This is a genomic window from Pseudomonas tumuqii (assembly GCF_013184545.1).
GTDB lineage: Bacteria > Pseudomonadota > Gammaproteobacteria > Pseudomonadales > Pseudomonadaceae > Aquipseudomonas > Aquipseudomonas tumuqii.
In genome coordinates, this window is the sequence record NZ_JAAOJA010000008.1 from 38,292 (window position 1) to 63,304 (window position 25,013).

Annotated in this window: 25 protein-coding genes and 1 pseudogene; 12 read left to right on the top strand and 14 right to left on the bottom strand. The window is 62.0% G+C overall.

Features of this window, described 5'->3' with window-relative positions; genetic code table 11:
• Nucleotides 1–71 precede the first annotated feature (71 nt).
• Complete coding sequence (locus G9C89_RS15405) at nucleotides 72–1,367, bottom strand: ATP-binding protein (RefSeq protein WP_172149524.1); 1,296 nt, start codon at nucleotides 1,365–1,367, stop codon at nucleotides 72–74.
• A complete protein-coding gene (locus G9C89_RS15410; RefSeq protein WP_172149526.1) occupies nucleotides 1,364–2,104 on the bottom strand; it encodes a response regulator in 741 nt (246 codons plus the stop codon). The genes G9C89_RS15405 and G9C89_RS15410 overlap by 4 nt, the downstream gene beginning before the upstream one ends.
• Nucleotides 2,105–2,373: 269 nt before the next feature.
• Here G9C89_RS15410 and G9C89_RS15415 point away from each other — a divergent pair, with 269 nt between their 5' ends.
• Nucleotides 2,374–2,640 (top strand): DUF2790 domain-containing protein, encoded by a 267-nt coding sequence (locus G9C89_RS15415; RefSeq protein ID WP_172149528.1) that lies wholly within the window; start codon nucleotides 2,374–2,376, stop codon nucleotides 2,638–2,640.
• A 76-nt stretch (nucleotides 2,641–2,716) separates the two neighbouring features.
• Entirely contained in the window at nucleotides 2,717–3,985 is a 1,269-nt protein-coding gene (locus G9C89_RS15420) for a cytochrome c biogenesis protein DipZ (protein WP_172149530.1), read from the top strand.
• A gap of 131 nt (nucleotides 3,986–4,116) precedes the next feature.
• Here G9C89_RS15420 and G9C89_RS15425 read toward each other — a convergent pair.
• The 9 genes and pseudogenes from G9C89_RS15425 to G9C89_RS25035 all read right to left on the bottom strand — a co-directional run.
• A pseudogene (locus G9C89_RS15425) lies at nucleotides 4,117–4,398 on the bottom strand (phage infection protein); the annotation flags it as partial.
• A gap of 165 nt (nucleotides 4,399–4,563) precedes the next feature.
• The gene (locus G9C89_RS15430; RefSeq protein ID WP_172149532.1) at nucleotides 4,564–5,616 is read right to left on the bottom strand and encodes an NAD(P)H-dependent flavin oxidoreductase; all 1,053 of its coding nucleotides are present in this window, start codon (nucleotides 5,614–5,616) and stop codon (nucleotides 4,564–4,566) included.
• A 227-nt stretch (nucleotides 5,617–5,843) separates the two neighbouring features.
• The gene (locus tag G9C89_RS15435; RefSeq protein ID WP_172149864.1) at nucleotides 5,844–6,578 is read right to left on the bottom strand and encodes an SDR family NAD(P)-dependent oxidoreductase; all 735 of its coding nucleotides are present in this window, start codon (nucleotides 6,576–6,578) and stop codon (nucleotides 5,844–5,846) included.
• A gap of 395 nt (nucleotides 6,579–6,973) precedes the next feature.
• A complete protein-coding gene (locus G9C89_RS15440) occupies nucleotides 6,974–8,005 on the bottom strand; it encodes a D-cysteine desulfhydrase family protein (protein WP_172149534.1) in 1,032 nt (343 codons plus the stop codon).
• 110 nt (nucleotides 8,006–8,115) lie between these two features.
• On the bottom strand, nucleotides 8,116–8,769 hold the full coding sequence (locus G9C89_RS15445) for a DsbA family oxidoreductase (protein WP_172149536.1): 654 nt from the start codon (nucleotides 8,767–8,769) through the stop codon (nucleotides 8,116–8,118).
• 20 nt (nucleotides 8,770–8,789) lie between these two features.
• Nucleotides 8,790–9,398, bottom strand: a complete 609-nt coding sequence (locus G9C89_RS15450) for a flavodoxin family protein (protein ID WP_172149538.1) — start codon at nucleotides 9,396–9,398, stop codon at nucleotides 8,790–8,792.
• 76 nt (nucleotides 9,399–9,474) lie between these two features.
• Entirely contained in the window at nucleotides 9,475–9,681 is a 207-nt protein-coding gene (locus tag G9C89_RS15455; RefSeq protein ID WP_172149540.1) for a tautomerase family protein, read from the bottom strand.
• Between the two features lie 25 nt (nucleotides 9,682–9,706).
• Nucleotides 9,707–10,741 carry a quinone oxidoreductase family protein gene (locus G9C89_RS15460; protein WP_172149542.1) on the bottom strand — a complete coding sequence of 345 codons (1,035 nt, stop codon included), beginning with the start codon at nucleotides 10,739–10,741 and terminating at the stop codon, nucleotides 9,707–9,709.
• Nucleotides 10,742–10,761: 20 nt separating this feature from the next.
• Entirely contained in the window at nucleotides 10,762–11,118 is a 357-nt protein-coding gene (locus tag G9C89_RS25035; protein WP_218575935.1) for a hypothetical protein, read from the bottom strand.
• On the opposite strand from G9C89_RS25035, the gene G9C89_RS25040 reads away from it, so the two are divergent.
• From G9C89_RS25040 to phaR, 4 genes are all read left to right on the top strand, one after another.
• Nucleotides 11,117–11,458, top strand: coding sequence for a hypothetical protein (locus G9C89_RS25040; protein ID WP_218575936.1), 342 nt, complete (start codon nucleotides 11,117–11,119; stop codon nucleotides 11,456–11,458). The two genes, G9C89_RS25035 and G9C89_RS25040, sit on opposite strands and share 2 nt — an antisense overlap.
• A 173-nt stretch (nucleotides 11,459–11,631) precedes the next feature.
• Nucleotides 11,632–12,552: a LysR family transcriptional regulator gene (locus G9C89_RS15470; RefSeq protein WP_172149544.1), complete on the top strand. Its 921-nt coding sequence runs from the start codon at nucleotides 11,632–11,634 to the stop codon at nucleotides 12,550–12,552.
• 137 nt (nucleotides 12,553–12,689) lie between these two features.
• Nucleotides 12,690–12,902 (top strand): transposase, encoded by a 213-nt coding sequence (locus tag G9C89_RS15475; protein ID WP_218575937.1) that lies wholly within the window; start codon nucleotides 12,690–12,692, stop codon nucleotides 12,900–12,902.
• 194 nt (nucleotides 12,903–13,096) lie between these two features.
• The gene (gene phaR / locus G9C89_RS15480; protein ID WP_172149866.1) at nucleotides 13,097–13,618 is read left to right on the top strand and encodes a polyhydroxyalkanoate synthesis repressor PhaR; all 522 of its coding nucleotides are present in this window, start codon (nucleotides 13,097–13,099) and stop codon (nucleotides 13,616–13,618) included.
• Nucleotides 13,619–13,653: 35 nt separating this feature from the next.
• Here the strand turns inward: phaR and phaP are convergent, their stop codons facing one another.
• The gene (phaP, locus tag G9C89_RS15485) at nucleotides 13,654–14,223 is read right to left on the bottom strand and encodes a TIGR01841 family phasin (protein ID WP_172149554.1); all 570 of its coding nucleotides are present in this window, start codon (nucleotides 14,221–14,223) and stop codon (nucleotides 13,654–13,656) included.
• Between the two features lie 373 nt (nucleotides 14,224–14,596).
• A complete protein-coding gene (locus G9C89_RS15490) occupies nucleotides 14,597–15,619 on the bottom strand; it encodes an AraC family transcriptional regulator (protein WP_172149556.1) in 1,023 nt (340 codons plus the stop codon).
• A 255-nt stretch (nucleotides 15,620–15,874) separates the two neighbouring features.
• Between G9C89_RS15490 and phbB the strand changes: the two genes are divergently transcribed.
• The 4 genes from phbB (at nucleotide 15,875) to G9C89_RS15510 (ending at nucleotide 21,010) form a co-directional block, all read left to right on the top strand.
• A complete protein-coding gene (gene phbB / locus G9C89_RS15495) occupies nucleotides 15,875–16,621 on the top strand; it encodes an acetoacetyl-CoA reductase (protein WP_172149558.1) in 747 nt (248 codons plus the stop codon).
• A gap of 68 nt (nucleotides 16,622–16,689) precedes the next feature.
• A complete protein-coding gene (locus G9C89_RS15500) occupies nucleotides 16,690–17,868 on the top strand; it encodes an acetyl-CoA C-acetyltransferase (RefSeq protein ID WP_172149560.1) in 1,179 nt (392 codons plus the stop codon).
• 135 nt (nucleotides 17,869–18,003) lie between these two features.
• Nucleotides 18,004–19,704: a class I poly(R)-hydroxyalkanoic acid synthase gene (gene phaC / locus G9C89_RS15505; protein WP_172149562.1), complete on the top strand. Its 1,701-nt coding sequence runs from the start codon at nucleotides 18,004–18,006 to the stop codon at nucleotides 19,702–19,704.
• 424 nt (nucleotides 19,705–20,128) lie between these two features.
• Nucleotides 20,129–21,010 carry a vitamin K epoxide reductase family protein gene (locus tag G9C89_RS15510; protein WP_172149564.1) on the top strand — a complete coding sequence of 294 codons (882 nt, stop codon included), beginning with the start codon at nucleotides 20,129–20,131 and terminating at the stop codon, nucleotides 21,008–21,010.
• Nucleotides 21,011–21,185: 175 nt separating this feature from the next.
• On the opposite strand, the gene G9C89_RS15515 is transcribed toward G9C89_RS15510, so the two are convergent.
• A complete protein-coding gene (locus G9C89_RS15515; protein WP_172149566.1) occupies nucleotides 21,186–22,085 on the bottom strand; it encodes a universal stress protein in 900 nt (299 codons plus the stop codon).
• Nucleotides 22,086–22,463: 378 nt separating this feature from the next.
• Here G9C89_RS15515 and G9C89_RS15520 point away from each other — a divergent pair, with 378 nt between their 5' ends.
• Together G9C89_RS15520 and G9C89_RS15525 are read left to right on the top strand one after the other, a co-directional pair.
• Nucleotides 22,464–23,438 (top strand): magnesium transporter, encoded by a 975-nt coding sequence (locus G9C89_RS15520; protein ID WP_172149568.1) that lies wholly within the window; start codon nucleotides 22,464–22,466, stop codon nucleotides 23,436–23,438.
• 146 nt (nucleotides 23,439–23,584) lie between these two features.
• Complete coding sequence (locus tag G9C89_RS15525; protein WP_172149570.1) at nucleotides 23,585–25,003, top strand: homospermidine synthase; 1,419 nt, start codon at nucleotides 23,585–23,587, stop codon at nucleotides 25,001–25,003.
• The last annotated feature ends 10 nt before the right edge of the window (nucleotides 25,004–25,013 follow it).

Sequence of the window (25,013 nt, forward strand, 5' to 3'; positions counted from 1 at the left end):
CCATGCTCGCCGGGCGGCTTGTCCCGGATGTGTCCGCCAGGAGGCGTGCTGTATCCCTCTGTATCCCCGGTTCAGGGCGTTACATTCAGCTCCAGTTGCGCGCACAGCCCACCGCCTTCGCGGTTGCTCAGGCTCAAGCGGGCGCCCAGGGACTCGCTCAGCTGCAGCGCGATGGCCAGGCCGAGGCCGGTGCCGCCGGTGCTGCGGTTGCGCGAACTCTCCACCCGGTAGAAGGGCTTGAAGACCTCTTCCAGTTCCGCCTCGCCGATGCCGGGGCCGTCGTCCAGTATTTGCAGGCGTACGCTGCCCTGGCTGTCCTGTACCTGTAGATGGGCGCTGCCGGCGAACTTGAGGGCATTGTCGATGAGGTTGCTCAGCACCCGCCGCAAAGCATAGGGCCGGGTTTCCAGGAGTGCGCCGCTGTGCCCTTCGAGGCTGACCGCCTGGCCGCTGTCCTGATAGTCGAGCACCAGACTGTCGAGAAAGGCATTCAGATCCACCCGACACGGTGCTTCTCGGCTCCCCTCCATGCTGCGGGCATAGGCTACGCCCTCGCGCACCAGATGCTGCATCTCATTGAGGTCGCTCCACATGGATTCCCGTTCCGCCGAGGCCTCCATCTGTTCGACCCGCAGTTTCATGCGAGTGATGGGGGTTTGTAGGTCGTGAGAGATGGCCGCCAGCAGTTGCATACGCTCCTTCAGGTGGGCGGCGATGCGGCCTTGCAGGGTATTGACGGCGCGTGCGGCATAGGCCACTTCCCGCGGGCCGTTCTCGTCCAGAGGTGGGTGCGGGGCGTCCGGATCGAGCTGCTCGACGGCATCGGCCAGTTGCGTCAGCGGGCGAATCGCCATGCGCACGCCGACCCAGGTGCACAACAGTAGTAGGGCCAGTTGCAGGGCGAGCACCAATGGCAACCACTGTGCGACCGGAATAGGGGCGGGTGTCACATCAAGGGTCAGCGGGTTGCCGTCGCTCAATCTCAGGTGGGCCTGAAAGTGCGGCCGCGGCCCGTCGATGGTTTCGAAACGCAAGGCATAGCGCTTGCCGATTGCTTGTTCGATCGAAGCTACAGCCATGTGGGGTTCAGCCATGTCCATGGGGCGTCCTGGCAGCCCCCCATCGAGTCGATAGCGGTAGTTGCGCCGTTCCAGCAGGGGCAGCCACTCGGTGCGTTCTGCCGCCGGCAGGCGATCGATCAGGGCAACGGCAGTGCTTACGTCCAGTTCGAGATTCCCCAGCATCACGTCGCGTCCGGTCTGATAGCGCTCGTAGAACTGTGAGGTGAAGGACAACCCGTAGGCGAGCACCAGACCGCAGAGGAAAAGCAGCGTCAGCCGTGCCGCCAGGCTGCGTGGACCGATCACGCGGGTGACTCGAGCAGTTGCACCGGCAACGAGAAGACGTAGCCCTCGCTGCGCACGGTCTTGATGTACATCGGCTCACGTGCGTCGTCCTGCAGACGCTGGCGCAGGCGGCTGACCAGCAGGTCGATGGAGCGGTCGAAGATGTCGGCCTCGCGTCCCTGGGTCAGATTCAGCAGCTGTTCGCGGCTTAGTACCCGTTGCGGATGGTCGAGAAAAACCCGCAGCAGGCGGTATTCGGCGCCGCTCAGGGCGATCATGGTGTCTTCAGCATCCAACAGGTGCCGCGCACTGGTATCCAGGCGCCACTGGCCGAAGCCGATCAGTCGGCTGCTTTCGCTGATCTGCAGATTCGGCGGCAGCATTCGAGCGCGCCGCAGCACTGCGTTGATCCGGGCCAGCAGCTCGCGAGCCGAGAAGGGTTTGGTCAGGTAGTCGTCGGCACCCATTTCCAGGCCAATGATGCGGTCGGTTTCCTCGTTACGCGCGGTGAGCATCAACACCGGCGTGGCCTTGTGCCGGCTCACGCGCAGCTCGCGGCACAGGCGCAGGCCGTCGTCGCCGGGCATCATGATGTCGAGCACGATGAGGTCGACCACATTGCCTTCGAGGAGCGCGCGCATCTGCCTGCCATCGGCTGCCAGGCTGACACGCAGGCCATTCTTCTTCAGGTAGTTGCCGACCAGCTCACGGATCTCCCGGTCATCGTCAACTATCAGGATGTGATCGACATGCTCCATGAGTGGTCCTCGTCGCTTTTACTCACCTGAGTTTATCGCCGTTGACGGCAGTTGCCCTCCGCCCTTTGTATTGCAGTGTATCCGCCCCTCTTTCCGCCACTTGAGCATGCACGGCGGGCCTCAGGTATCAGCGTGTATCAGAGCGCGACGGCGATACCTGGTGCGGCAATGGCCGCTCACAGCGGACATATCGACGATACCTCCCAGGCATGAAATGGCCCCACCGGATGAGATGCCTCATCTGCCATTCATCACCGGAGGATATCCATATGAAATCAATCACTCGCCGCATCACCTACGCCCTGACGGTTCTTCTCGCCTTCGCCAGTCTGCCCTTGCAGGCTGCCGAGTCTCTCCCGCTGGAGCGCTATCACTACGGCATGCAACTGGATGTGCAGAAGGTCCTGGCGTTGCACGAAGAGTCTTCCCAGTGGTGCCAAGTGGTGGACGCGCGGATGGACTACCTGGATTCCCGGGGCCAGAAGCGCAGCCTGGCCTATCGGAAACACGCCAGCTCCTGCTCTGAAGGCAACTGAACTCGAGCGACCGGTGTTCTGTGCCTGGTCGTTCGGTTGTTGCCGGACATGACCTCCTTTAGTCCATGAGGTGCCTATGTTGCTCGTCGCCTTTCTCGGCGGGGTGCTGACGCTGCTCAGTCCCTGCATTCTTCCCATACTGCCGTTGCTGCTTTCACGCGCCGGAGGGCCGGCATGGGGCCCCAGTTTGACTTTGCTCGGACTGGCCTCGGGGTTTGCCGTGCTGGCCAGTTTGGCGGTCGTATCCAGCGATTGGGTCATCGGAGCCAGTGAGTGGGGCCGTTATCTGGCCCTGGGTTTGCTGGCCGCCTCTGCACTGGCTCTGCTGTCGACGCGCTTCGGCACCTGGCTGTCCCGCCCCTGGCTATGGCTGGGCAACCGGCTGTACGGCGATGCCCGACGTCTGCCACCGGCGCTTTCAGCCTGGCTGCTGGGTTGTGCCGCGGGACTGCTCTGGGCACCTTGCGCCGGTCCCATTCTTGGCCTGATCCTCTCGGGTGCCATGCTCGAAGGGCCTAGCGCGTCCACCAGTTTGCTGCTGCTCGGCTTCGGGCTCGGCAACGCCGTGGCGTTGGTTGGGGTGATCTTCCTGGGGCGCGGCCTGTACCGGCGGGCTCGACCGTCTCTGCGTCTGGTCGAATGGCTGCGGCGTGGCACGGGGGCTGTGGCGCTGCTGGCGGTCATCGGTATTGTCAGTGGTGCCAGCAGCCAATTGGCCAGCGTCGGATCCTCCAGCCTGGCATCCGCGCTGGAACACAAGGTGCTCGAGGGTGTACCGGCTTTCCTCGAACAACTGTCCCGCGATGCCGATGCAGCCACCCCCGGAGAACTACCTGACCTGGGGCCGGCGCCATCCCTGGCCGGAGCTACCCAATGGCTCAATGGCCCAGCGCTGCAAATGCCGGACCTCCGTGGCAAGGTCGTGCTGGTGGATTTCTGGGCCTACGACTGCATCAATTGCCGCAACAGCCTGCCATACGTCAACCAATGGGCCAGGCGCTATGCCGACCAGGGGTTGGTGGTGATAGGGGTGCACACGCCCGAGTACGCCTTTGAACGGATCCTCGACAACGTCCGCCAGGCCATCAGGCGTCTGGATATCCAGCATCCCGTGGCGATCGACAACCAGTACCGCGTATGGAATGCCTTCGGCAATCATTACTGGCCGGCGCATTACTTCATCGATGCCAATGGCCGTATTCGTTATCTGCATGTGGGCGAGGGGGATTACGCAAGGCAGGAGGGTGTAATCCAGCAGCTTCTGCAGGAGCACAACGCTGGGGATAGCGCTGGGGCTGTCTCGGTCAGCGGAGTTGGGCTTGCCCACGCCCACCAGGACCGTTGAGTCACTGCTCCTGAGTTTCTAATCGATATCAATACACGAAAAAAAGCCGGCCAAGGGGGCCGGCTTTCGTGCTAGCAGCAATTGCGAACTGCTCATACTGGGCTCTCAATCAGACAGTCGGGACCACCTTAGGCAATGCGGTTCTCGATCAGGCGATCGGCGCCACCTTCGGCAACGCGGTTCTCGATCAGGCGATCGGCGCCACCTTCGGCAACGCGGTTCTCGATCAGGCGATCGGCACCACCTTCGGCAACGCGGTTCTCGATCAGGCGATCGGCGCCACCTTAGGCGACACGGTTCTCGATCAGGCGATCGGCACCACCTTCGGCGACAACTGGTTGAGCAGCGGAAGCCGCAAAAACATTGGCGGCCAGTACAGAAAAAGCAAAACCGAGGATAAGTTGGGGTTTCATAGTTGTGTGCTCCGGGAAGTTGTTGGCTGGGTACGGAGCAGATGTTACGCCCGAGTTTTTTTAAGAGAACTTCATCGGGATGATGGTAAATATCGATGCCAGCAATGCCTTGCTAGCCTCAGGAAAAACCAGCAGGACAAGAAGGCCAAACAGGCCGATATCGGATTAATCCTGCGCCGCCATCTCGCGTACAAGGATTGCGACGAGATCGGCTGCCGGCAGCTCGCGCGCCAGAGGAGCACCCTGTCCAGCCCATCGCACGGCAAAGTCGTCGCAGCCTTTGGCGAGGGCTACGGCGTGCAGCGCCTTGGCGGCGTCGTAGGTTATCGGGTAGTCCGGCAATGCGGGCGCCTCCGGGCTGCCGACATCGGTGAACAGGCGATTGACCAAGCCCCGTGCGGGTCTGCCGGAAATGGCTGCCGAGATAGCCGTACTCTCCACCCTCGGGTTCTTCATGGCCGCACGGTACGAGGCGTTGGCGGCGGACTCAGGGCATAGAATGAAGGCCGTACCCAACTGGGCGCCGGCCGCCCCCAATTGCATTGCCGCGCGGATGCCCATGCCATCCATGATGCCGCCCGCCGCGATGATCGGCAGCTTCGACTGCCGCGCCAGGGTACGCACCAGGGCGAATGTACCAATCAATGTATCCTGCACAGGCTCGAATACCCCCCGGTGGCCACCGGCTTCCACTCCCTGGGCCACTATGGCGTCGAGTCCGGCAGTCGCAATCAGACGTGCTTCATCCAGCGAAGTCGCTGTGGCAACTAGACGAACCCCCTTGGCCTTCAGCCGATCGATCCAGTCCTGCTTGGGCAGCCCGAAGTGGAAGCTGACCACCTCGGGGCGGGTATCCAGCAAGACCTGAAGCGTTTCAGGATCATCAACGAAGCTACGATATATCTCACGCAGGCTAGCCGGCGGCTCGGCATCGAACTCGGCGAACAATGGGCACAGGTGTTCAAGCCAATACTGCTCGCGCACCGGATCGAGACGAGCGGGTTGATGACAGAAGACATTGACGTTGAATGCCTTGTCTGTGAGTTCCTGCGTCTGCTTGATCATCGCCTCGGCCTGGGCCGGCGAACTGGCCCCGATGCCTATCGAGCCCAGCGCACCGGCATTCGACACCGCCGCAGCCATTTGCGGTGTCGAAACACCAACCATCGGCGCTTGAATGATCGGGAAATCGATCCCCAGTAGTTGTGTGATCCGCATGTTCGGCAGGCCTCTCGTGAGCGGTTGTTGTTGGCTGACGCAGCTTCCCACAGAGGATGTCACGTCAAATCAGCGGTGACTCGTGCCCTGACACAGTCTGCTGTTTTCCAGGCAGGACTCGGCGTCTTGCTGTTGATAGGCATCGGCTGCGCTCAGCATATGGAGCCGCTATTTGGCGGCAGAGACAAGAAAAGGGAGGCCATGCCTTCCTTTTCTTGTTCAATCAATTACCACTTGCCAGTGCTCATGCCTCCGTCCACTGCAAGCACGACGCCGGTAGTGAAGTCGGCCTTGGCCAGGTACAACACCGCCTCGGCAATTTCTTCGACGGTGCCGACACGGCCGGAGGGCGCCAGGTTGTTCAGGAAGTCACGTGCGCTCGGATCGTGCATGGGGGTATCGATGATGCCAGGTGCGACCGCATTCACCTGAATGTTGTGCGGCGACAGCTCCAGAGCCAGTGCACGGGTCAGGTGATTGACCCCACCCTTGATCAGCACCGGAAGCGCTGCGGGAACGGCGATATTGGGCTGGAGGGCGACCGCGGCGGAGACGTTCACGATATGTCCCTGCCCGCGCTCGATCATGTGGGCGGCAGCCACCTGGGTGCTGTAGACCACGCCCTTGAGGTTGGTATCCAGGAGCGCTTCCAGATCCTCCGGAGTGTATTCAATGAAGGGCTTGGGCAGGAAGAAGCCGGCATTGTTGACGAGCACTTCGACACTGCCGAAGCGATCGATTGCCGCAGCGAAGAGGTTGCGAGCGGTCGACGGATCGGCAACGTCACCGGTAACGCCGACGAAATGGTCGGGGTTGCCCAGGCTATTGGCCGCTTCTTTCAGGCCCTCAGTGGAGCGTGCGCTGCCGACGACGTTGTAGCCGTTGTCGAGGAAGGCCTTGGCCAGGCCCAGGCCAATACCGCTGGATGCGCCGGTGATGACTACGGTTTTCTTGCTCATGATCTGTTTCCTCACGGGGATGGTCGGGGGACTTGCTGGTAGCAGCCAGGTTCTGAAGGTGAGCTGCTAGTGAGGTGGACTATATTTATGATTAATTTGCGGATAAACCATGCGCCTTTAACTTCAGTTGATACACGGTGTAACTAATTGAATGAGTACTCTTGCCCATGAATGGGATCGTTCTGGGGGGGCGTTAAGGGGAATGCTCGGGTGCCCCTGGCGGACGGCAAAGGCAGATCGCAGGTCATCGTTTGTGGATCGACACACGCCCGGGCCGATGACCATTCCCTCTTGCATGGGCATAGGCCACAAGGCCAGAGGAGGGTAGGCCCCGATCGCAGAGCGCTGCTAAACGGTTGATTCACCGCACAAGCGGTGCGAGCGTGCCGGGGCTGTGCCTATCGGGCGTAGGCGGTTCTATAGGCGAACAGCCCGGGTATTCCGCCGGTCATGATGAACAGGACATTGCTGCCGGCGGAAAGCTCGCCACTGGCAATGGACTCGAGCAAGCCGGCGAATGCCTTGCCGCCATAGACCGGATCGGTCAGCAGCCCTTCCTGGGAGGCCAGGGTCCTGGTGGCTGCGAGCATGCTGGCCGTTGGGGCGCCGTAGGCGTCTCCTCGTTGAGAGCCATCGATTTGCACCGCCTCGGGGGGCAGCTCCGTGCTACTACCGAGTAGTTTCATGACATCCCGGGTTTTGTCCCGCGTCACTTCAAGCGTTTCCCCTGCCGTGCCCAGTACGGAATAACCCAGCACCTGGGTTGATGAACCGGCAATAGTGAGTCCTGCCAAGAGGCCTGAATGGGTTCCGCTGCTGCCGTTGGGGACGATGATCCGGTCGAACTGCAGGCCGAGGGTGTCGGCTTGCCCAAGGACTTCGGCCGCGCAGGCCGCATATCCCAGGCTTCCGCGCGGGCTCGAGCCACCCAGAGGCATGAGGAAGGGTTTCCGGCCCTGCCGCCGCTGCCGCTCGACCAGCTCCAACGCATAGATCTCGGCGGTTACCCCTGCGGGCAGCTGATGAACGCTGGTACCGAAGAGTTCGTCGAGCAGCACGTTGCCATTGTGGCGATAGTCGTCATCGTCACGAATCGGCGACGGGGTCAGGATCAGCTCGCAGGCCAGGCCGTGGCGGGCGGCGACTGCCGCTGTCAGCCGGGCATGATTGGATTGCAGGCCACCCCAGGTCACCAAGGTAGCGGCTGCGCAGGCCAGCGCTTCACCCAGCAGGAACTCGAGCTTGCGCAGATTGTTGCCACCACCGCCCAACCCGGTCAAGTCGTCCCGCTTCACGTAGATGTTGCACCCTCTCATGCCGGGCAAGGCGCTGAGCCGCGACAGCTTCTGGATCGGCGTTGGGCCTTCCAGCAGGGCGATTCGCGGATAGGCCGACAGGGCACTTTCCAGGTGTTTGATGTCGTCTCGCATGTAGGCTTCCTCGCGGGTGGCAAAGAGCATAGTCGCGGCCGGGGGCGCAGGGGGAGGGCACTTCAGACCCGGGCACATCGCTGGCGATCATCCCTGGCGCCAATGCTGGTTCAGCGGTCCGCTTGAGCCGCGACCTGTCGCAAAGCCTGCTCGAAGTAGTCGACCGATTGCGCGCCGATGATCAGCTGCCGGCCATCGATGATTAGCGCAGGCACCGCGTGAATGCCCCGGCGGGTGAAGAAACGTTCGCGCTCGCGCACCTCGTTGGCGAATCGGTTCGAGGCCAGTACCTCGCGCGCCTGATCTCTGGGCAGACCAGCCTCGTCGGCGAGTTCGGCCAGCGTCGCATGATCGCTGATGTCTTTGCCGTCGGTGAAATACGCGTGGAACAGGGCGTGGGCGAGACGGCGTTGACACCCCTCGGCCCTGGCCCAGTACATCAGGCGATGCGCATCGAAGGTGTTGAAGAAGTGCGTGCGCTTCTCCAGGTCGAAGTGGAAGCCCACCTCTCGACCGTGATCGCGAATGCTGGCCTGACTGCGCGCGATATCGTCCGCGCTGCTGCCGTACTTCTGCATGATGTGCTCGACTGCGTTCTGGCCGCCCGCAGGCATATACGGGTTCAGCTCGAACGGCTCGAAGTTGAGTTCGACTGCCACAATCCTGGGCAGACGCTGAATAGCGAGCTCCAGGGCTCCCAGGCCAACTGCACACCATGGGCAAACTGGGTCGGAGCGGACGTCGATGCGAATAGCTGTACTCATGGGGTGACCTCCGTGGTCGGTCAGGCGACCAGACGCTGGGCAAGGCTGCGACGACCCTCTGCCAGTTCATGGGATACGCGTGCCACACGGGCTCCCAGATGCTCGGCAGTCAAAATGTCGGGATGCTTGGGCGCGACCTCCGGACCCTCGTCGTAGTTGGACTGCGCACCTACGCCAAGGAAGTAGGTATCCCGGTTCATCATGTTCTCCGTAGTGGTCGAGCTGTTGTGCCCCGGAGGGAGGCCCAGATTGATCCAGTGCATGGCGTGCCGGGCGGCGAAGATGCTCAGTTGCTGTAGCGTTGCCAATTTGTCGCCCGAGCGCGACGCCGCATTGGTGAAACCAGCGGCGACCTTGTTGGCCCAGAGCCCTCCTTTGGCGAAAACCTGGTGCGAGGTGGCGTCCATGAAGGCTTTGAACTGGGCCGAGACGCTGCCCATGTAGGTGGGCGAGCCAAAAACGATGGCGTCGACCTGCTCCAGAGTCTGCCAATGCTGGTCGATGTCTCCGACCCGGATCAGCAGGCTTTGGGTGTTGGTCGTACTCTCCACCCCGCGGGCAACGGCTTGCGCAATGCGGGCGGTGTGCCCATAGCTGCTGTGATAGATGACTGCAACGGTAATGCTCATATCGGTGCTCAACTCACTGGTGTCGGTTAGCGCCCCCGGCCGGTCCGTGACTGGCCGGGTCTGGTTCAGGTGAATGTCACCCCTGTTCGTTCTTTCGGTACTCGGTTGTGGTCATTCCGGCATAGCCCCAGTTATCGGTATCGACTTCTTCGATGACGATATGGGTGAGGTCAGGGCGCTTGCCCAGCACTCGTTGCAGGGTGTCGGTGATCTCGGCGATGACCTGGGCTTTTTGCTCCCGGGTAACCCCGTCACGGGTGATGCGAACGCTTACAAAGGGCATGATGAACCTCCATGGAGAGGGTGGTTTAGTGGCACCATGGCAGCAGGACTACGCCGCCCTTGGCCCGGTTGGCCGCAACTAGCTGGTGGGCCTGCGCGGCTTCGCTGAGTGGAAGCACTGTGTCCACCACCGGTCGTATGTGACCGGCACGAACACGATGCATCCAGGTTCTGAGGTCCTCGATGTCGGCCATCAAGGTTCCTCTGATCTGTTTCTGGGCATTGAAGAAACGACGGATATCAAAGCTGACTTCCGAACCGGCCATGAATCCCATGGCGACCACGATGCCGAATGGGCGTACGGCATCGATGGTGCGCTCGAAACCAGGTCCGCCGAGGCAATCGATCGCCACATCGACACCTTCGCCTCGGGTCCATTGCTGGATGGCTTCGGCAAAGTCCTCTTCGCCAGTATCGATAACTTTGTCTGCACCGACCTGGCGAGCGACGGACGCTGCAGCAGCGCTGCGCACGGTGGTGGCGACCATGGCGCCGAGGGCTTTCGCCACCTGAATGCTCATGGAGCCGGTTCCCGAGGCGCCTGCATGAATCAGTACTTTATCGCCGAGCTTGATTTCGCCAACGGTTTGAACCGCCCGAATCGCCGCCAGGAGCATGAGCGGCAGTGTTGCGGCCTGCTCAGGAGGCAGCCCGGAGGTATCCGCAATCACCCAGGTTTCGGGCAGCACGATGTACTGGGCGTAGGTTCCCGAGGCATCCAGGCCGAGCAGGGCATAGCTGGGTGCGGCGGTGGCGGGGCGGATAGCCCACTCGGCCGGATTGGTTGGATAGCCGGGCATGGCAATCACCCGATCCCCGACCGTATGGTTCACCGCTCCGGGCCCGAGCTCGGCGATCTCGCCTACAGCGGCCGTTCCGAGGACGTGCGGAAGCGTCATGGTGGTTGGGATATCACCTTGGCGGATGTAATGATCGAGGCGATGCACCATAATCGCTAGAACTTTGATCAGCACCTGCCCAGGCCCAGGTCGGGGGGTGGGCAGGTCCACAAGTTCGATCACCTCTGGCCCCCCGAAACGGGTAACGACAGCAGCCTTCATGGTCGAGCCTCCGACTGGGGTCAGGCCGTCGCGGTGGGGCGGTAGCCCACTCGCTCGAGGACCAGTTGCAGGTTCTGCTCCAGCTCGCGGGCAGCCGTATAGCCCGCAGCCACGGTGTGCCGCTGTCCGTTCACCTCCAGCAGCAAGGCCGGAAAACTGGAGACCCCCCAGCTCCTCGCCTTGAGGAAATCCTGCCGGGTTTCGCTAATGCTGGTCTCGTCCGTCCAGATCACCAGGAAGGCGTCTCTGGTGGTGGGATAGCCCTGGTTGGTCATGGCCTGCGCCGCGACCGCCACCAGCACGTCGCCACTGGTGGTATCTCTTCCATAGACGTAGAAGGCCTCCTGCAGGCGGCGGAACAGCGGCAGTAACGCCATGCCCGGCGCAAGCCACGGCCCGGCAGGCGGGCTCGGTGTCGTACACGAAGTTCTCCAGGGCAACGAAGGCTTCACGGTTGAAGATCAAGCCACTGAGTCTTTCAACACGTGCCCAGTGACCGAGCCGGAACTGCTTCATCTCGTCGGTCATGATGGCGGTGTCGCCCGCCCGTACGCCTCCGACGACTATCTGCAGCGGCAGTTGGGGATACGCCGCGGTAAGGGCGGCCAGCTCCTTGCCGAACCCGTAGCACCAGGAACACATGGGGTCGGCGACATAAATCAGGTTCATCCGGGCAATCCTCTCGACTGGTTGGCTCGGCGACCGTCGATGCAGTGAGTTCTCGCAAACATCCAGCCAATCGACCGTCCAGTATTCGGAAGGGCAACTCACGCGATGGCGCCGAGTTCAGCACGCACCGGGTTCGTCGTCGTTGGGTGAACTATATTTGTGCATGATTCTTGGATAAATGTAGGATCTGACACTTCAGTTGATACCTGGTGTAACTAATCGTGAAGCGCCACTTTGATGACCTTCAGCTAGGCAGCATCGAACTCTTTTGCCTGGCGGCAGAAGAGGGGAGTTTTACCGCTGCCGCGCTTGCTGCGGGCGTCACCCCAGCGGCTGTGAGCCGGTCAATCTCCCGGCTTGAGGAGCGCCTGGCGACGCGGCTGTTCGTCAGAACGACCCGCAGCATTCGGTTGACGGAGAGCGGGCGAGCATACTTTGAACAGTGCCGCCAGGCCCTGACCCAGCTGGTGGAGGCTGAACGTGAAGTGATGGGCAAGCAGCTCGAGCCGACGGGTGAGCTGCGCATCAGCATTCCGACCACCTACGGTCACTACCGGATCCTTCCGCTGCTGCCCCGCTTCAGGGAGCGTCATCCGGGAGTGAAGGTCGACATCCATCTGAGCAACAGGAACATAGATTTCGTGGCGGAGGGCTATGACCTGGCGATCCGAGTGCGCGCGTTGCCCGACTCGACGCTCATCGCGCGCCACCTCGAGGATGCCCGGCTGGTGGTGGTGGCCACGCCGGAATACCTGACCCGGATTGCTACCCCGACGAGCCTGGAAGACCTTGGCAGTTGCGACTGTATCCAGTTCGAGTTGCCCAGCAGCGGTCGGCGCATCCCCTGGCTGTTCAGCGAGCACGGGAAGGATCGCGAGATCCTCGCCGCGGGCAATTACTGTTGCTCCGACGATGTTCTCGGCGGTGTGACCCTGGTCAAGAGTGGCGCGGGGCTGTTTCAAACCTATCGCTTCATCGTCGAGCGGGAACTGGAGGAGGGGAGCCTGATGGAGGTTCTCCAGGAGTTCGGTGGCCGGTCCAGGCCCTTCACCCTGCTGTACTCGCACGGACGCCACGTTCCGTTACGCCTGCGTGCTTTTGTCGATTTCCTAATGGAGTGCAAACGCCAATGGAATACCTGAGCGTCGGCCCAGCGTCGGCCCATGATGGTGAGCGTTATGAGGTCCGTCTGTGCGAAACCAGAATAACGACCATTGTGGTGGTCTAATTTTCCTGGACATCTCGATAGGTGGAAAATCCACCGACAGAGGAGTCATGTATGAGCCGTAAACGCAGAGGATTCGACGCCAGCTTCAAGCTGCAAGTCGTTCAGATGGTTAAGGAACAAGGCCTGAGCATTCCTCAGATCTGCCAGGATATGGATTTTGGCGAGACGGCGGTTCGTCGTTGGGTTCAACAGTACGAAGCAGAACTATCCGGCCAGTCTGGAATAGGTAAGCCGCTGACACCCGAGCAGCAGCGGAATTGGTAAAGCACTCCCCACTTTTGAAGATTACTGCTGGGAATTTTCGATCTTTAGTTCGGTGTACTACTAAATACATATTGCATCGGTAAGCCGACATGCAATTTAACATAATATACATTATGCGAAGTAATAGGCTTGGCTACCGCGGCAGTTAGTAGGATAAGATGCCTGCAACCCAGGCTCGCCGTGAGAAGCCCCACATGACAGATAGCAGTCGGAACAATACTCTCCGCCTCATCAAGAAATACGCCAACCGCCGCTTGTATGACACTCACACGAGCAGCCACTTGACCCTTGCGGATGTCCGTCAGCTGGTGATCGAGAATGTTCCCTTCCAGGTGGTCGACGCCAAGAGCGGTGAGGACCTGACCCGGAGCATCTTGCTGCAGATCATTCAAGAGGCCGAAAGCGACGGCGAGCCGATCTTCTCCATAGAGATGCTCACGGGCATCATCCGCTTCTATGGTCCTTTCCAGGGAATCCTCGGCAGCTACCTGGACAAGAGCATCCAGACGGTCATCGACATCCAGTCGCAAACGGGTGCTCAGTCCTCCGAGGCCTGGAGCGAGTTCATGCACCAGCAGGCACCGGTCATGCAGGATCTGATGCGCCAATACGTCGAGCAATCGAAGGCGCTGTACCTGAACACACAAAATCTCTTCGGCCTGTTCGGCGGCGTGCCGCCTGGCGCCGGACGCAAAAAAAATGGTGATGGGGAATGACCCATCACCATCTGTGCAAGCGTTTCTAAGACGACTTACTTGCTACCGCCAGCCGCCTTCTTGCCCGCTTCACGGGTGGCTTGCTCGGCGGCAGAGGTCGCGGCGGCGACGCTGCTTTCGGCGACTTCGGCCGCCTGCTTGGCGGCTTTCTGGGCGCTTTCATAAACGCTGCCCGCATTCGCCAGCGCCGTCTTGAACACCGCCACGGCAGGTTCGCAGCCAGCTGGCGCATTCTGGCCGATCACATCCATCAACTCCTGCACCTGTTTGGTGCCCTCCTCGACCTGGCGCTCGGCCAGTTTGCTGATTTCCGACTGAGTGCCGGAGATCAGCGCATATACCTGGCTATTGAACTCTTTCAGGCGTTTGGCCTGCACCGTCGGCTGGACCAGGGAAGCTTGCAGCTCGGCGAAGCCTTGGGGAGTGCTCACCGCTAGCAGCTTGCGGAAACTGTCGAACTGTTCCTCGCTGGAAGCGCGCAGGGTTTTGAACTGCAGTTGACTGAGCTGTTCGACGCCCTCGAAGACCTTGGCGCTGATTTGCTGCAGCAGGTCGAGATTGCTTTTCTGGGCGCTTTGCAACTTTTCCGGGTCAAAAAAAGACATGTTTGGATACTCCTGGCAATGGGAGGGCCGACATGGCCCTGACACGCGAAAGCTACTCTACTCAGTCATCGCGTTGAGTCTTATGTTGCAGTGCACAAAATAGGTTTGCAAGCATTTTTGTGCGCTGCAACATAATATTCTCCGCTCTCTAAAGGCTAGACCTGCAGCATCTACGGCCCGCCTGGACAGCCCTCGGCCGTGCACAAGCGCCAGGGTTGGTTCGTGTGTGATAGTCTTTTTTGCAGAGCAAAACAAAGGATTACATTCATTTCAACGCCCCCCGTTCTGCGCCAAGAGGCGATCTCAGAAACGGTGAAAATATCGAGCACCGTCACCGCAGGCGGGTGCTTTTTCACACCTGCTCAGCCTAGACCTACAGCGGCACCTGAATGGCCCGGTACTGGCCAGGCGGCATGCCGAACCAGCGGCTGCAGGCCTTATGGAAGCTGCTGTGATCGTGGAAGCCGAGGAGGTAGGCCACACGCTTCACGCTGTAACGGGAGTGGCGCAGATAGAAGTCGGCCAATTGTCGACGCACGTCGCTCAGGACATCCTTGAATTGCATGCCATCCTTCTCCAGCGCGCGCTGCAGCGTTCGCTTGCTGATGCTGAGCGCCGCCGCGATCGACTCCACGTCATGTGCCCCCTGCCCTTGTCCCTGGCTCAAGCGCTGGGTGATCAGCGCGCGAATCCGGCCAAGAATGGAGTAGCCGAACGACAGGTCCAGTTGGGCCTCGGCCAGGGTGTCATGCAGCGCGGCGAGCGCCTCGTTGGCCATCTGCAACGGATGCAGGAGTTCCTGCCCATCGAACAGGATGCTGTCATAGGCGGCGCTGAAATGTAACGGACAAGCAAAAAGCCGCCGATGCGCCGAGGTATCCTCCGGCTCTGGGTAGGTGAACTCGACAGCCAGCGGTTGCGGCACCTCGCCCCCCGTAAGCCAGCGGCAGAAAGCTAGCAGCGAGGCGAGCCCGGCGTCGGTGTACTGCCGGGGCTTGATGGAGTCGCATTGCTGGTGATCGAGTCCGGCCAGGCGGTAATGCGATCGCTCTTCAACCAGGAAGAGACTGGAACCGGTATCGATCAACGGGCCGAAACGGACCAGGCGCTCGAGGGCCCGTTGCAGATTCAAGCTGGACATCATGGTGTAGCCGACCAACTGGAAGCTGCCCGGATGGAAATGCCGGTAGGCGCTCAAGCCGATGTCCGGATCGCCGGACACCCCGGCGGCCATGCCCCATAGCCGGTAAAGCGCACTGCGCTGACAGAAGCCTCCCGGCTGCCCCAGGATGCCCGCATCCAGCCCGGCCTCCCGGCACAGTTCACCCACCTCCACGCCCTCGGCCGAGAGCGTGTTCACCAGCACACTGGCATAACCTGTACTCACTCTATGCATGACGTCCTCATCGACCTGTATCTGTTGCGCAGCCATGACGGACCCGCTCTGATGTGCAGGCTACCGGCACTTCATGAAGCAAATATTGATCCGGATCGGCTTCACGTTGTTTTTCTCCCTCTCTGTCTGACAGCGCACAGACAGCGCCAAGATGGCGCCGATGGACACCAGACAGTCACCTGCCAACACTTCCGCGGCCCCAACCCATACTGAATAATCGTTCCCTCGTGCAACGCAAAATGAGGAAACGGTTTCATGACTTCAGGTAAGCGCATCGCAATGGTGACGGGTGGTATGGGCGGCATTGGCACGGCGATCAGCCAGCGCCTGTACCACGATGGCTTCAAGGTAGTGGTCGGTTGCAGTCCCAACTCCAGCCGCAAGGATGCCTGGCTGGCGAGCCAGTTGGAGGCCGGCTATCACTTCGAGTGCGTCGACACCGACATCACCGATTGGGAGTCGACCCGCAAAGCCTTCGAACTGGTGCGCGAGCACTTCGGTCCGGTCGCCGTTCTGGTCAACAACGCCGGTATCACCCGCGACGCCTCCTTTCGCAAGCTCACCCCGGAAGACTGGAACGCCGTGATCGGGACCAACCTGAGCGGCTTGTTCAACACCACCAAGCAGGTCATCGAAGGCATGTTGGCCATGGGCTGGGGGCGGATCATCAACATCTCCTCGATCAACGGCCAGCGCGGCCAGTTCGGCCAAACCAACTACTCGGCGGCCAAGGCCGGCATTCATGGTTTCACCATGGCCCTGGCACGTGAAGTCTCCGCCAAGGGCGTGACCGTCAATACCGTATCCCCAGGCTACATCCAGACCGACATGACCGCGGCCATCCGCCCGGACATTCTCGACGGCATGATCGCGGGAATCCCGGTCGGACGCCTGGGCACCCCCACAGAAATCGCCTCGATCGTGGCCTGGCTGGCCTCCGAGGAATCCGCCTACAGCACCGGTGCCGACTTCTCGGTAAACGGCGGCATGAACATGCAGTAGCCCTGCCAGGCGCATGCATGCCTTGGTTCCGTTCGACAATCTTTCTTGGCTTTTCCATGAGGTCACACATGAACGAAGTCGTAATCGTTGGCGCTACGCGTACCGCCATCGGCAGTTTTCAGGGTGCTCTATCCGCGCTTCCCGCCGCCGAACTGGGCGCTGCGGTGATTCGCGGCCTGCTGGAACAGACGGGTGTCGACGCGGCGCAGATAGATGAGGTGATCCTCGGTCAGGTACTCAGCGCCGGCGTCGGGCAGAACCCGGCCCGCCAGGCGGCGCTCAAGGCCGGTTTGCCGCACACTACGCCCGCACTGACCCTGAACAAGGTCTGCGGTTCCGGTCTCAAGGCCGTCCATCTCGCAGTCCAGGCAATCCGTTGCGGCGATGCGCAACTGGTCATCGCCGGTGGCCAGGAAAACATGAGCCTGGCTCCCTATGTCCTGCCCAAGGCCCGCACCGGCCTGCGCATGGGCCATGCGCAGCTGATCGACAGCATGATCCAAGACGGTCTGTGGGACGTGTTCAACGACTACCACATGGGCGTCACCGCCGAGAATCTGGCGCAGAAGTACGGCATTGGCCGCGAGGCCCAGGACGCTTTCGCCGCTGCCTCGCAGCAGAAGGCCAGCGCGGCCATCGAGGCCGGACGCTTCAAGAGCGAGATTACCCCGATTCTGATCCCCCAGCGCAAGGGTGACCCGCTGGTCTTCGATACCGACGAGCAGCCGCGCGCCGACTGCAGCGCGCAGGCCCTGGGCAAGCTAAAACCCGCCTTCCAGAAGGATGGCAGCGTGACCGCCGGCAATGCCTCGACCCTCAACGACGGCGCGGCCGTCCTGTTGCTCGCCAGTGCCGCCAAGGCGCAAGCCCTGGGCCTGCCGATCCTGGCTCGGATCAAGGCCTATGCCAGTGCCGGCGTAGACCCGGCCGTCATGGGCATCGGCCCCGTCCCGGCCACGCGGCGCACCCTGGAGAAGGCCGGCTGGCATCTGGACGAGCTGGATCTGATCGAAGCCAACGAGGCCTTTGCCGCCCAGGCGCTGGCGGTCGGCCAGGAGCTGGGCTGGGACGCCAGCAAGGTCAACGTCAACGGCGGCGCGATCGCCCTGGGGCACCCCATCGGCGCGGCCGGGGCGCGGATCCTGGTATCGCTGCTGCATGAGCTGATCCGCCGCGATGGCAAGAAAGGCCTGGCCACCCTGTGCATCGGTGGCGGACAAGGCGTCAGCCTGGCCATCGAGCGCTAGGCGAAGACGCAACGGCAGCCCAGGGGGCGGGTTCGGCCCGCGCCCCTCGGGTTGCCGGCATTCCTGCCGTTGCCGCACCGCGCGCCAGAGCGCCGCTTATTTTCACCCGGTCGATTTTTCCGGACAAGGAGCTTTATGGACAACTCGAACGCGTTCACTACCTACTGGTCTGGCCAGGTTCCTTTTGTGGCTTCTCTCGCGCTGCAACAATTGCGCCTTTGGGTCAGCACCAATCAGTGGTTTTCCGGGCATGATCACGACGCCTGGTTCGACGTACCGAGCGAGACGCTCAATAGCCTGCAAGTCGAGTACCAGCAGCAGTGGGGTCAACTCGGTCATCAGTTGCTGACCCGCCAACCCTTCAGCTTCGATGATCGACGTTTCGCCAGTGGCAACTGGAGCGAACCAATGTTTGGCTCCCTGGCCGCCTTCTACCTGCTCAATTCCAGCTTTCTCCTGCAGCTGCTCGATACCCTCAGGATCGAAGAAGAGAAACCGCGCCAACGCCTGCGTTTTCTGGTTGAGCAGGCCATCGCCGCCAGTGCCCCGAGCAACTTCCTGGCGAGCAACCCAGACGCCCTCCAGCGCATGGTGGAGACCCAGGGCGCCAGCCTGTTCACCGGCCTGATGCACCTGGCCAGCGACCTGCAGGAAGGCAAAATGCGCCAGTGCGATAGCGGCGCCTTCGCGGTTGGCGTCGATCTGGCGATCAGCCCCGGCGAAGTGGTCTTCGAGAACGAGCTGTTCCAGCTCATTCAGTACTACCCGCAGAGCGAAAGCCAATTCCAGCGCCCGCTGTTCATCGTCCCGCCGGCGATCAACAAGTACTACGTCCTCGACCTGCGCCCGGACAACTCGATGGTTCGCCACCTGCTGGAACAAGAGCATCCGGTGTTCCTGATGTCCTGGCGCAACTTCGACGAGAAACACGCCGACACCAGCTGGGATGACCTGATCGAGCACGGCGTGATCCAAGCCTTGCAGGTAACCCGGGCGATCAGCGGCGAGCCGCGGCTCAACTGCGTGGGCTTCTGCATCGGCGGCACCCTGCTGAGCAGCGCACTGGCGGTGCTCGCCGCGCGCGGCGACCGGGAGATCGCTTGCATAAGCCTGTTGACCACCTTCCTCGACTATCTCGATACCGGTCCGATCAGCATATTCGTCGACGAGGAACTGGTGACCTACCGTGAGCGCACCATCGGCGGCCAGGGTGGCGCAGCCGGCCTGTTTCGTGGCGAGGACATGGGCAATACCTTCTCCCTGCTGCGCCCCAACGACCTGTGGTGGAACTACAACGTCGACAAATACCTCAAGGGGCAGAAGCCCATTCCGCTCGACCTGCTGTACTGGAACAACGACAGCACCCACCTCCCCGGCCCCATGTACTGCTGGTACCTGCGCCACACCTATCTGCAGAACGACCTGAAGTCGGGAGAGCTGGAGTGCTGCGGGGTCAAGCTCGACCTGACCGCCATCGACGCCCCCGCCTACATCCTGGCCACCCATGACGACCACATCGTGCCCTGGAGGAGCGCCTACGCCAGCACGGCCCTGCTCTCCGGAACCAAGCGTTTTGTCCTCGGTGCTTCCGGGCATATCGCCGGCGTCATCAACCCGCCTGCCAAGCAGAAGCGGCATTACTGGACAAACAACCTGATCACGAAAAATCCCGACAGCTGGTTCAAGGGTGCCAAGCAGCAACCCGGCAGTTGGTGGAACGACTGGTTCGCCTGGCTGGCCAAACACGCCGGCGAGCGTCAACCCGCGGTGGCCAGTCTCGGCAGCGACCAATACCCTCCGCTGGAGCCGGCGCCGGGCAGTTATGTAAAGCAATGAGAAGTTGCTTTTGAAGCAGGGAACCCGCGACGCGTTAACTCAAGCGCTCGGCGGGCTCCGCAGGACATGTGCCTAAGGGGCGGGCTGACGGGCTCTGCAGCCGACCCGCCGAGCCGATGTTCGCGCAGCAAGTGCGGGAGCGTGTGGATGCACCTGTCCGCCAGGATCCATGCGGATGGGACGCCCGGCCATCCTCTACAACCGCATGGGCTTGCCGGCACCGGCCCCAGCGGGTGTGCAAGGCCATGGCCGCGCTTTGCGCACCGGACCAAGTCGACCACAGCCACATGATCGGGCTTGATGCGCGTGCTGCGGCAGGCCTCGTTTGTGACAAGCCTTGCCCTCCTCGGCGGCCTTTTTACTGCTAACGTCTAGAAAGCAGGATGTTTTATCGACAGATACCCTTGGAAAAAGAGCCTGGCTTATGAGTAAGACCAAGAGGATCCACCGTGCCGAGGCGCTTCTGCATAGCGGCGTCGAGCGAAGCGCTCAGCATTCCCCCGAGTGGCTGGTGCTGGTGTTGGCGCTGTGCGGCATGCTGCTGACCGGTTATCTGACCTATGTCGCCCTGCGCGGCGGCACGCCAGCATTCTGCTCGGAAGAGACGGCCTGCGATCTGATTCAGCAAAGTCGCTGGTCGCGCCTGTTGGGGCTGCCATTGGCGTTGTGGGGCTTCGTCCTTTATGGGCTGCTGGCGGGTAACGCCTGGCGACTGCCGGCCAGGCTGGTGCGTTGGCGGCGACTCTGGCTACTGGCCTGGTTCGGCCTGGCCGTCAGCCTGTACATGACCCTGGTCGCCTGGCTGCAACTTGAAGCATTCTGCGCCTGGTGCTTGCTGTCGCTGGCCCTGCTGGCGGCGATCTTCATTCGAGTGAGTCTGAAACGACCCAAATCGGCACCCGGCACCGATTGGCGGCACTGGCTGACCTATTGCGGCGTGGCCACCGTGGTCACCCTGAGCGGCCTGCAGTTGTATTACAGCGATCTGTTTGCCCCGCGCGAAGACCCGCAGTTGCAGGCTCTGGCCAGCCACCTGCAGCGTAGCGGCGCGAAGTTCTATGGGACCTTCTGGTGCTCGAGCTGCCAGGAGCAGAAACGCCTGTTCGGCACATCGGCCGAGCGTCTGCCCTATGTCGAGTGCACACCAGACGGGCGCAACGGACTGCTGGCGCGGGTCTGCATCGAAGAGAAGATCAACCGTTACCCAACCTGGATAATCCGCGAACAGCGCTATTCGCAGATGCTCAATATTGAAGAACTGACGCGCCTCTCAAGATTCAAGTGGCGGGAAACCCCCGTGCCTTGAAGCCCAGCTATTGCACTAGTGTTCAGGCCATGGGCAATGCCTGAACACAAGCGCGGGCAGTGCTCTCCCTGGTGCGCTGCAGCTGGGCAAGCCCGCAAGGTTGGCGCTGTCCTGCCCCCTTCGACTGCAAACCCGCCCATGTCTATTCAACGGCTTGTCACCCGCTGAACCTGGATCAGGCTGGCTTGATCGCCAGGATGCTGCTGGGGATCTGATACAGGGTCTGCTCCGTGGTGCTGCCCAGAACTTTTTCCAGGCCCTTGCGGACCAGCGTTCCCATTACCACTACATCCATGTGCTCGCGCGTGGCAAAGTCGCTGATGATCCTGATCGGAGAACCCTCGACAACATGCCGCCGCTGCGGCGGCACAGCATGTTGCTCGGCGAACTGTTCGAAGGTCGCGCGCATTATGCTGGTCAACTCGTCCAGGAATTCCGGCGTCCAACTGACCGGGGCAGCGGCATAGGCCAGGTAGGCAGGTGAGTGCTCATAGGCGTGCAATAGATGCAGCTCGGCATTGCATTGCACGGCTAAGCCACTGGCGGCGGCCAGAATACGTTCGTTCATGTCGCTGAGCCGGTTTTCTGGTTGTGACAGGTCGACTGCCGCGACAACCCTGCGCGGCAGCGGGTGCTCGGCGGCACTGACCAAATGCAATGGCACCGGGCATTCGCGCAGCAACTGCCAGTCCAGCGGGGTAATGAAGGCGCGCTGCAAGATCGGCTCATGGCGCGTGTCCTTGATGAGCAGATCCGCCTGGGCGTTCTTCATCTGCAGGAGAATTTCCTCGACAGGCGCATCGGTCCAAACAGCTTCGGTCGTCACCGCAATGCCTTTGGTGCTGAGCCGCTCGGCTTCAGCCTTGAGGCGCGCCTGCTGTTGCCTGAGGAAATCGTCGCGTATCTGCGCTTCAGTGCTCTTGTCCAGCAACCACAAAGTGGCAAACGGGCCGCTGATCGCCGCAATGTGCAAGGAACCACCGCACGCTTCCACCAACGCCACTGCCCTTTGCAGGGCGGGGGACTGGCGCATGCCTGGATCGGCTACTAGAAGCAGTCGTTGATACTGACTCATGGGAACCTCCAGAAACTCCGGTTACCACCGCCCTACCCCCTGGCTTTCCCGTAAGCGAAACATCACGCCGGGCGATGCATGTCGAGATGATTCAGCCTGCCCCGCCTGATTGCCTGCGGCGTTGATCTACATCAAACCGACCCGGTTCCGTTTCTCAGCGGTTGTGAACCATCGAACGGCTGGAGGCGGCCACGCTAGGCGAGAGTTTTTCCCAAGCATTCAGCGCGGGCTAGCGACGACCGGTCTTGCCCGGCCATGCGTCGGACTTGCTCGTCCAATGCGTCGTTCCGGGTCGAGCGGCCAGAGCTATAGTCCAGATATCCTTGCCGCATTGGTCAGGCATATCCATGCGGCATGGCCCTGCGTCAGGAGATAGCCATGTCGCATGAGACAACGGACTACACCAGCTTCGAAACGGCGGCGCAGCACGCCACCTCCCGAGTCCCGCGGTTTGCCCCGGACCGCAGAGTCGACGCGGCGCGCCTGGAAATGATCGGCCAGCGTTACGAGTGCGCGAGCCACATCATGGTCTGCGAAGATCGGCACTTTCTCGGCCTGGTGAGGATCGAAGACCTGCTCAGTGCGCCAGCGGACATCACCCTGGCTGACTTGATGGACGCTCAGGCGCCCATAGTCGCGCCGGGCGTGGATCAGGAAATCGCCGCCTGGCGCGCCGTGAACCATGAGGAGTCGGCCTTGACCGTGGTCGATGCGCAAGGCTGCCTGGTCGGGGTGATTCCGCCGCACCGCCTGCTCGCGGTCCTGCTCTCGGAGCACGAGGAGGATCTATCGCGCCTCGGGGGCTTTACCAAGGGGGCCGAGGCCGCGCGCAGCAGCAGCGAGGAACCGGTGCGGCGGCGCTTTCGGCATCGCATCCCGTGGTTATTGGTGGGGCTTGTCGGGGCGCTACTGGCGGCGGATTTCGTCGGACAGTTCGAGGCACAACTGCAGAGCAAGATCATCCTGGCCTTCTTCATCCCGGGAATCGTCTATCTCGCCGATGCGGTCGGCACCCAGACTGAAACCGTGGTCGTACGCGGTCTTTCGGTCGGGGTCGGGATGCGCCAGATGATGGGCCGCGAACTGCTGGTGGGCCTGGCTATCGGCCTGGCGCTGGCCCTGGTCGCCGGCCCGCTGGTGTGGTGGCGCTGGGGCAGCCCCGAGATTGCCCTGTGCATTGGGCTCTCGGTGTTCGCCAGCTGCGCCACGGCAACCCTGGCAGCCATGACCTTGCCCTGGTTGTTGAACAGCTTTTCCCTCGATCCGGCATTCGGCAGCGGGCCGTTGGCTACGGTGATCCAGGACCTGTTTTCGGTGCTGATCTACTTCACTATCGCCAGCGCACTGTTCTGACCAGGCAAGGACAGAAACGCACGCCTGCGGACGCGGATCCGTCCTAAGCTGCAGTTACAGGCATGGCCCTTGCGGCGGCGCGGTGAGCGGCCAGACTTAGCCTATTCTGTTCGCGCCCTGGCGCAGCAACACCCGGAGAGCCGGACATGCTCACGTCTCCCGCCAAACAGCACTTCGCCGGCCGCCTGGTCATGCTCGGCTTCGGCTGCATCGGCCAGGGGGTATTGCCGCTCTTGCTGCGTCATATTGACCTCAGGCCCGAACAACTGCTGATCATCAGCGCCGATCACTGGGAGCTGCCGCTGGCCCGTGAGCACGGGGTCACCCTGGTGCATTTCGAGTTGACCCGGGACAACTATCGACAGGTGCTGGAGCCACGGCTCGCCGCGGGTGACTTTTTGCTCAATCTCTCGGTCGATGTCTCCAGCCTGGCGCTGATCAGCCTGTGCCGCGAGTGTGGCGCGCTGTACCTGGACACCTGCACGGAACCCTGGGCCGGCGGTTATGACGCCCCGTCGCTGCCGCTCTCGCAACGCTCCAACTACGCCCTGCGCGAAGCCGTTCTGACCCTGCGTGGCAAGCGCGGGAAAAGCCCCACGGCGGTACTTACCCATGGCGCCAATCCCGGCCTGATTTCCCATCTGCTCAAGCAGGCGTTGCTCGAACTGGCCGCCGACAGTGATCTGGTCGCCGCGCCGCCGACCTCGCGCGAGGACTGGGCGCGGCTGGCGCAAACGCTTGGCGTACGCAGTATCCATATCGCCGAACGCGACTCGCAGTTCGGCCTGGAACCCAAGGCCGCTGGCGAGTTCGTCAATACCTGGTCGGTGCGCGGATTTCTCAGTGAGGCCTGTCAACCGGCCGAACTGGGCTGGGGCAGTCATGAGCGCTACTTCCCCGCAGACGCCGCGCGGCATGCTTTCGGCTGTCAGGCCGCCCTCTACCTGAGCCGTCCCGGCGCGGCCACCCGGGTGCGCAGTTGGACGCCGCTGGCCGGGGCGCAGCTGGCTTTTCTTATCTCCCACAGCGAATCCATTGCCATCGCCGACTATTTGACCCTCGGCGACCCGCACGCGCCCGAGTACCGCCCCACGGTGCTCTATGCCTATCACCCCTGCGACGCGGCGGTGCTCTCGCTGCATGAACTGGCTGGGCGCAACTGGCATGCACAGCAGCGTCAGCGTTTGCTCGAAGAGGACATCAGCGACGGCGTGGATGCTCTCGGCGTGCTGCTCATGGGCCACCCGCGCGGCGCCTACTGGTACGGCTCGCGCCTGAGCATCCAGCAGGCCCGGGCGCTGTGCCCGGAGAACAATGCCACCAGCCTGCAGGTCACCAGCGCGGTGATGGCCGGGGTGATCTGGGCCATCCAGCACCCCAGGCGCGGCATCGTCGAGCCGGACGAAATGCCCCACGCGGCGATTCTGCAGCTGTGTCGGCCCTATCTCGGCGAGGTTGGCGGGGTGTACAGCGACTGGACCCCACTGGAGCACCACCGCGGCCTGTTCCCCGCGGATCTCGACTTCGACGATCCCTGGCAATTCAAGAATTTCCGCGCCCCGTGAGGGCTATGCT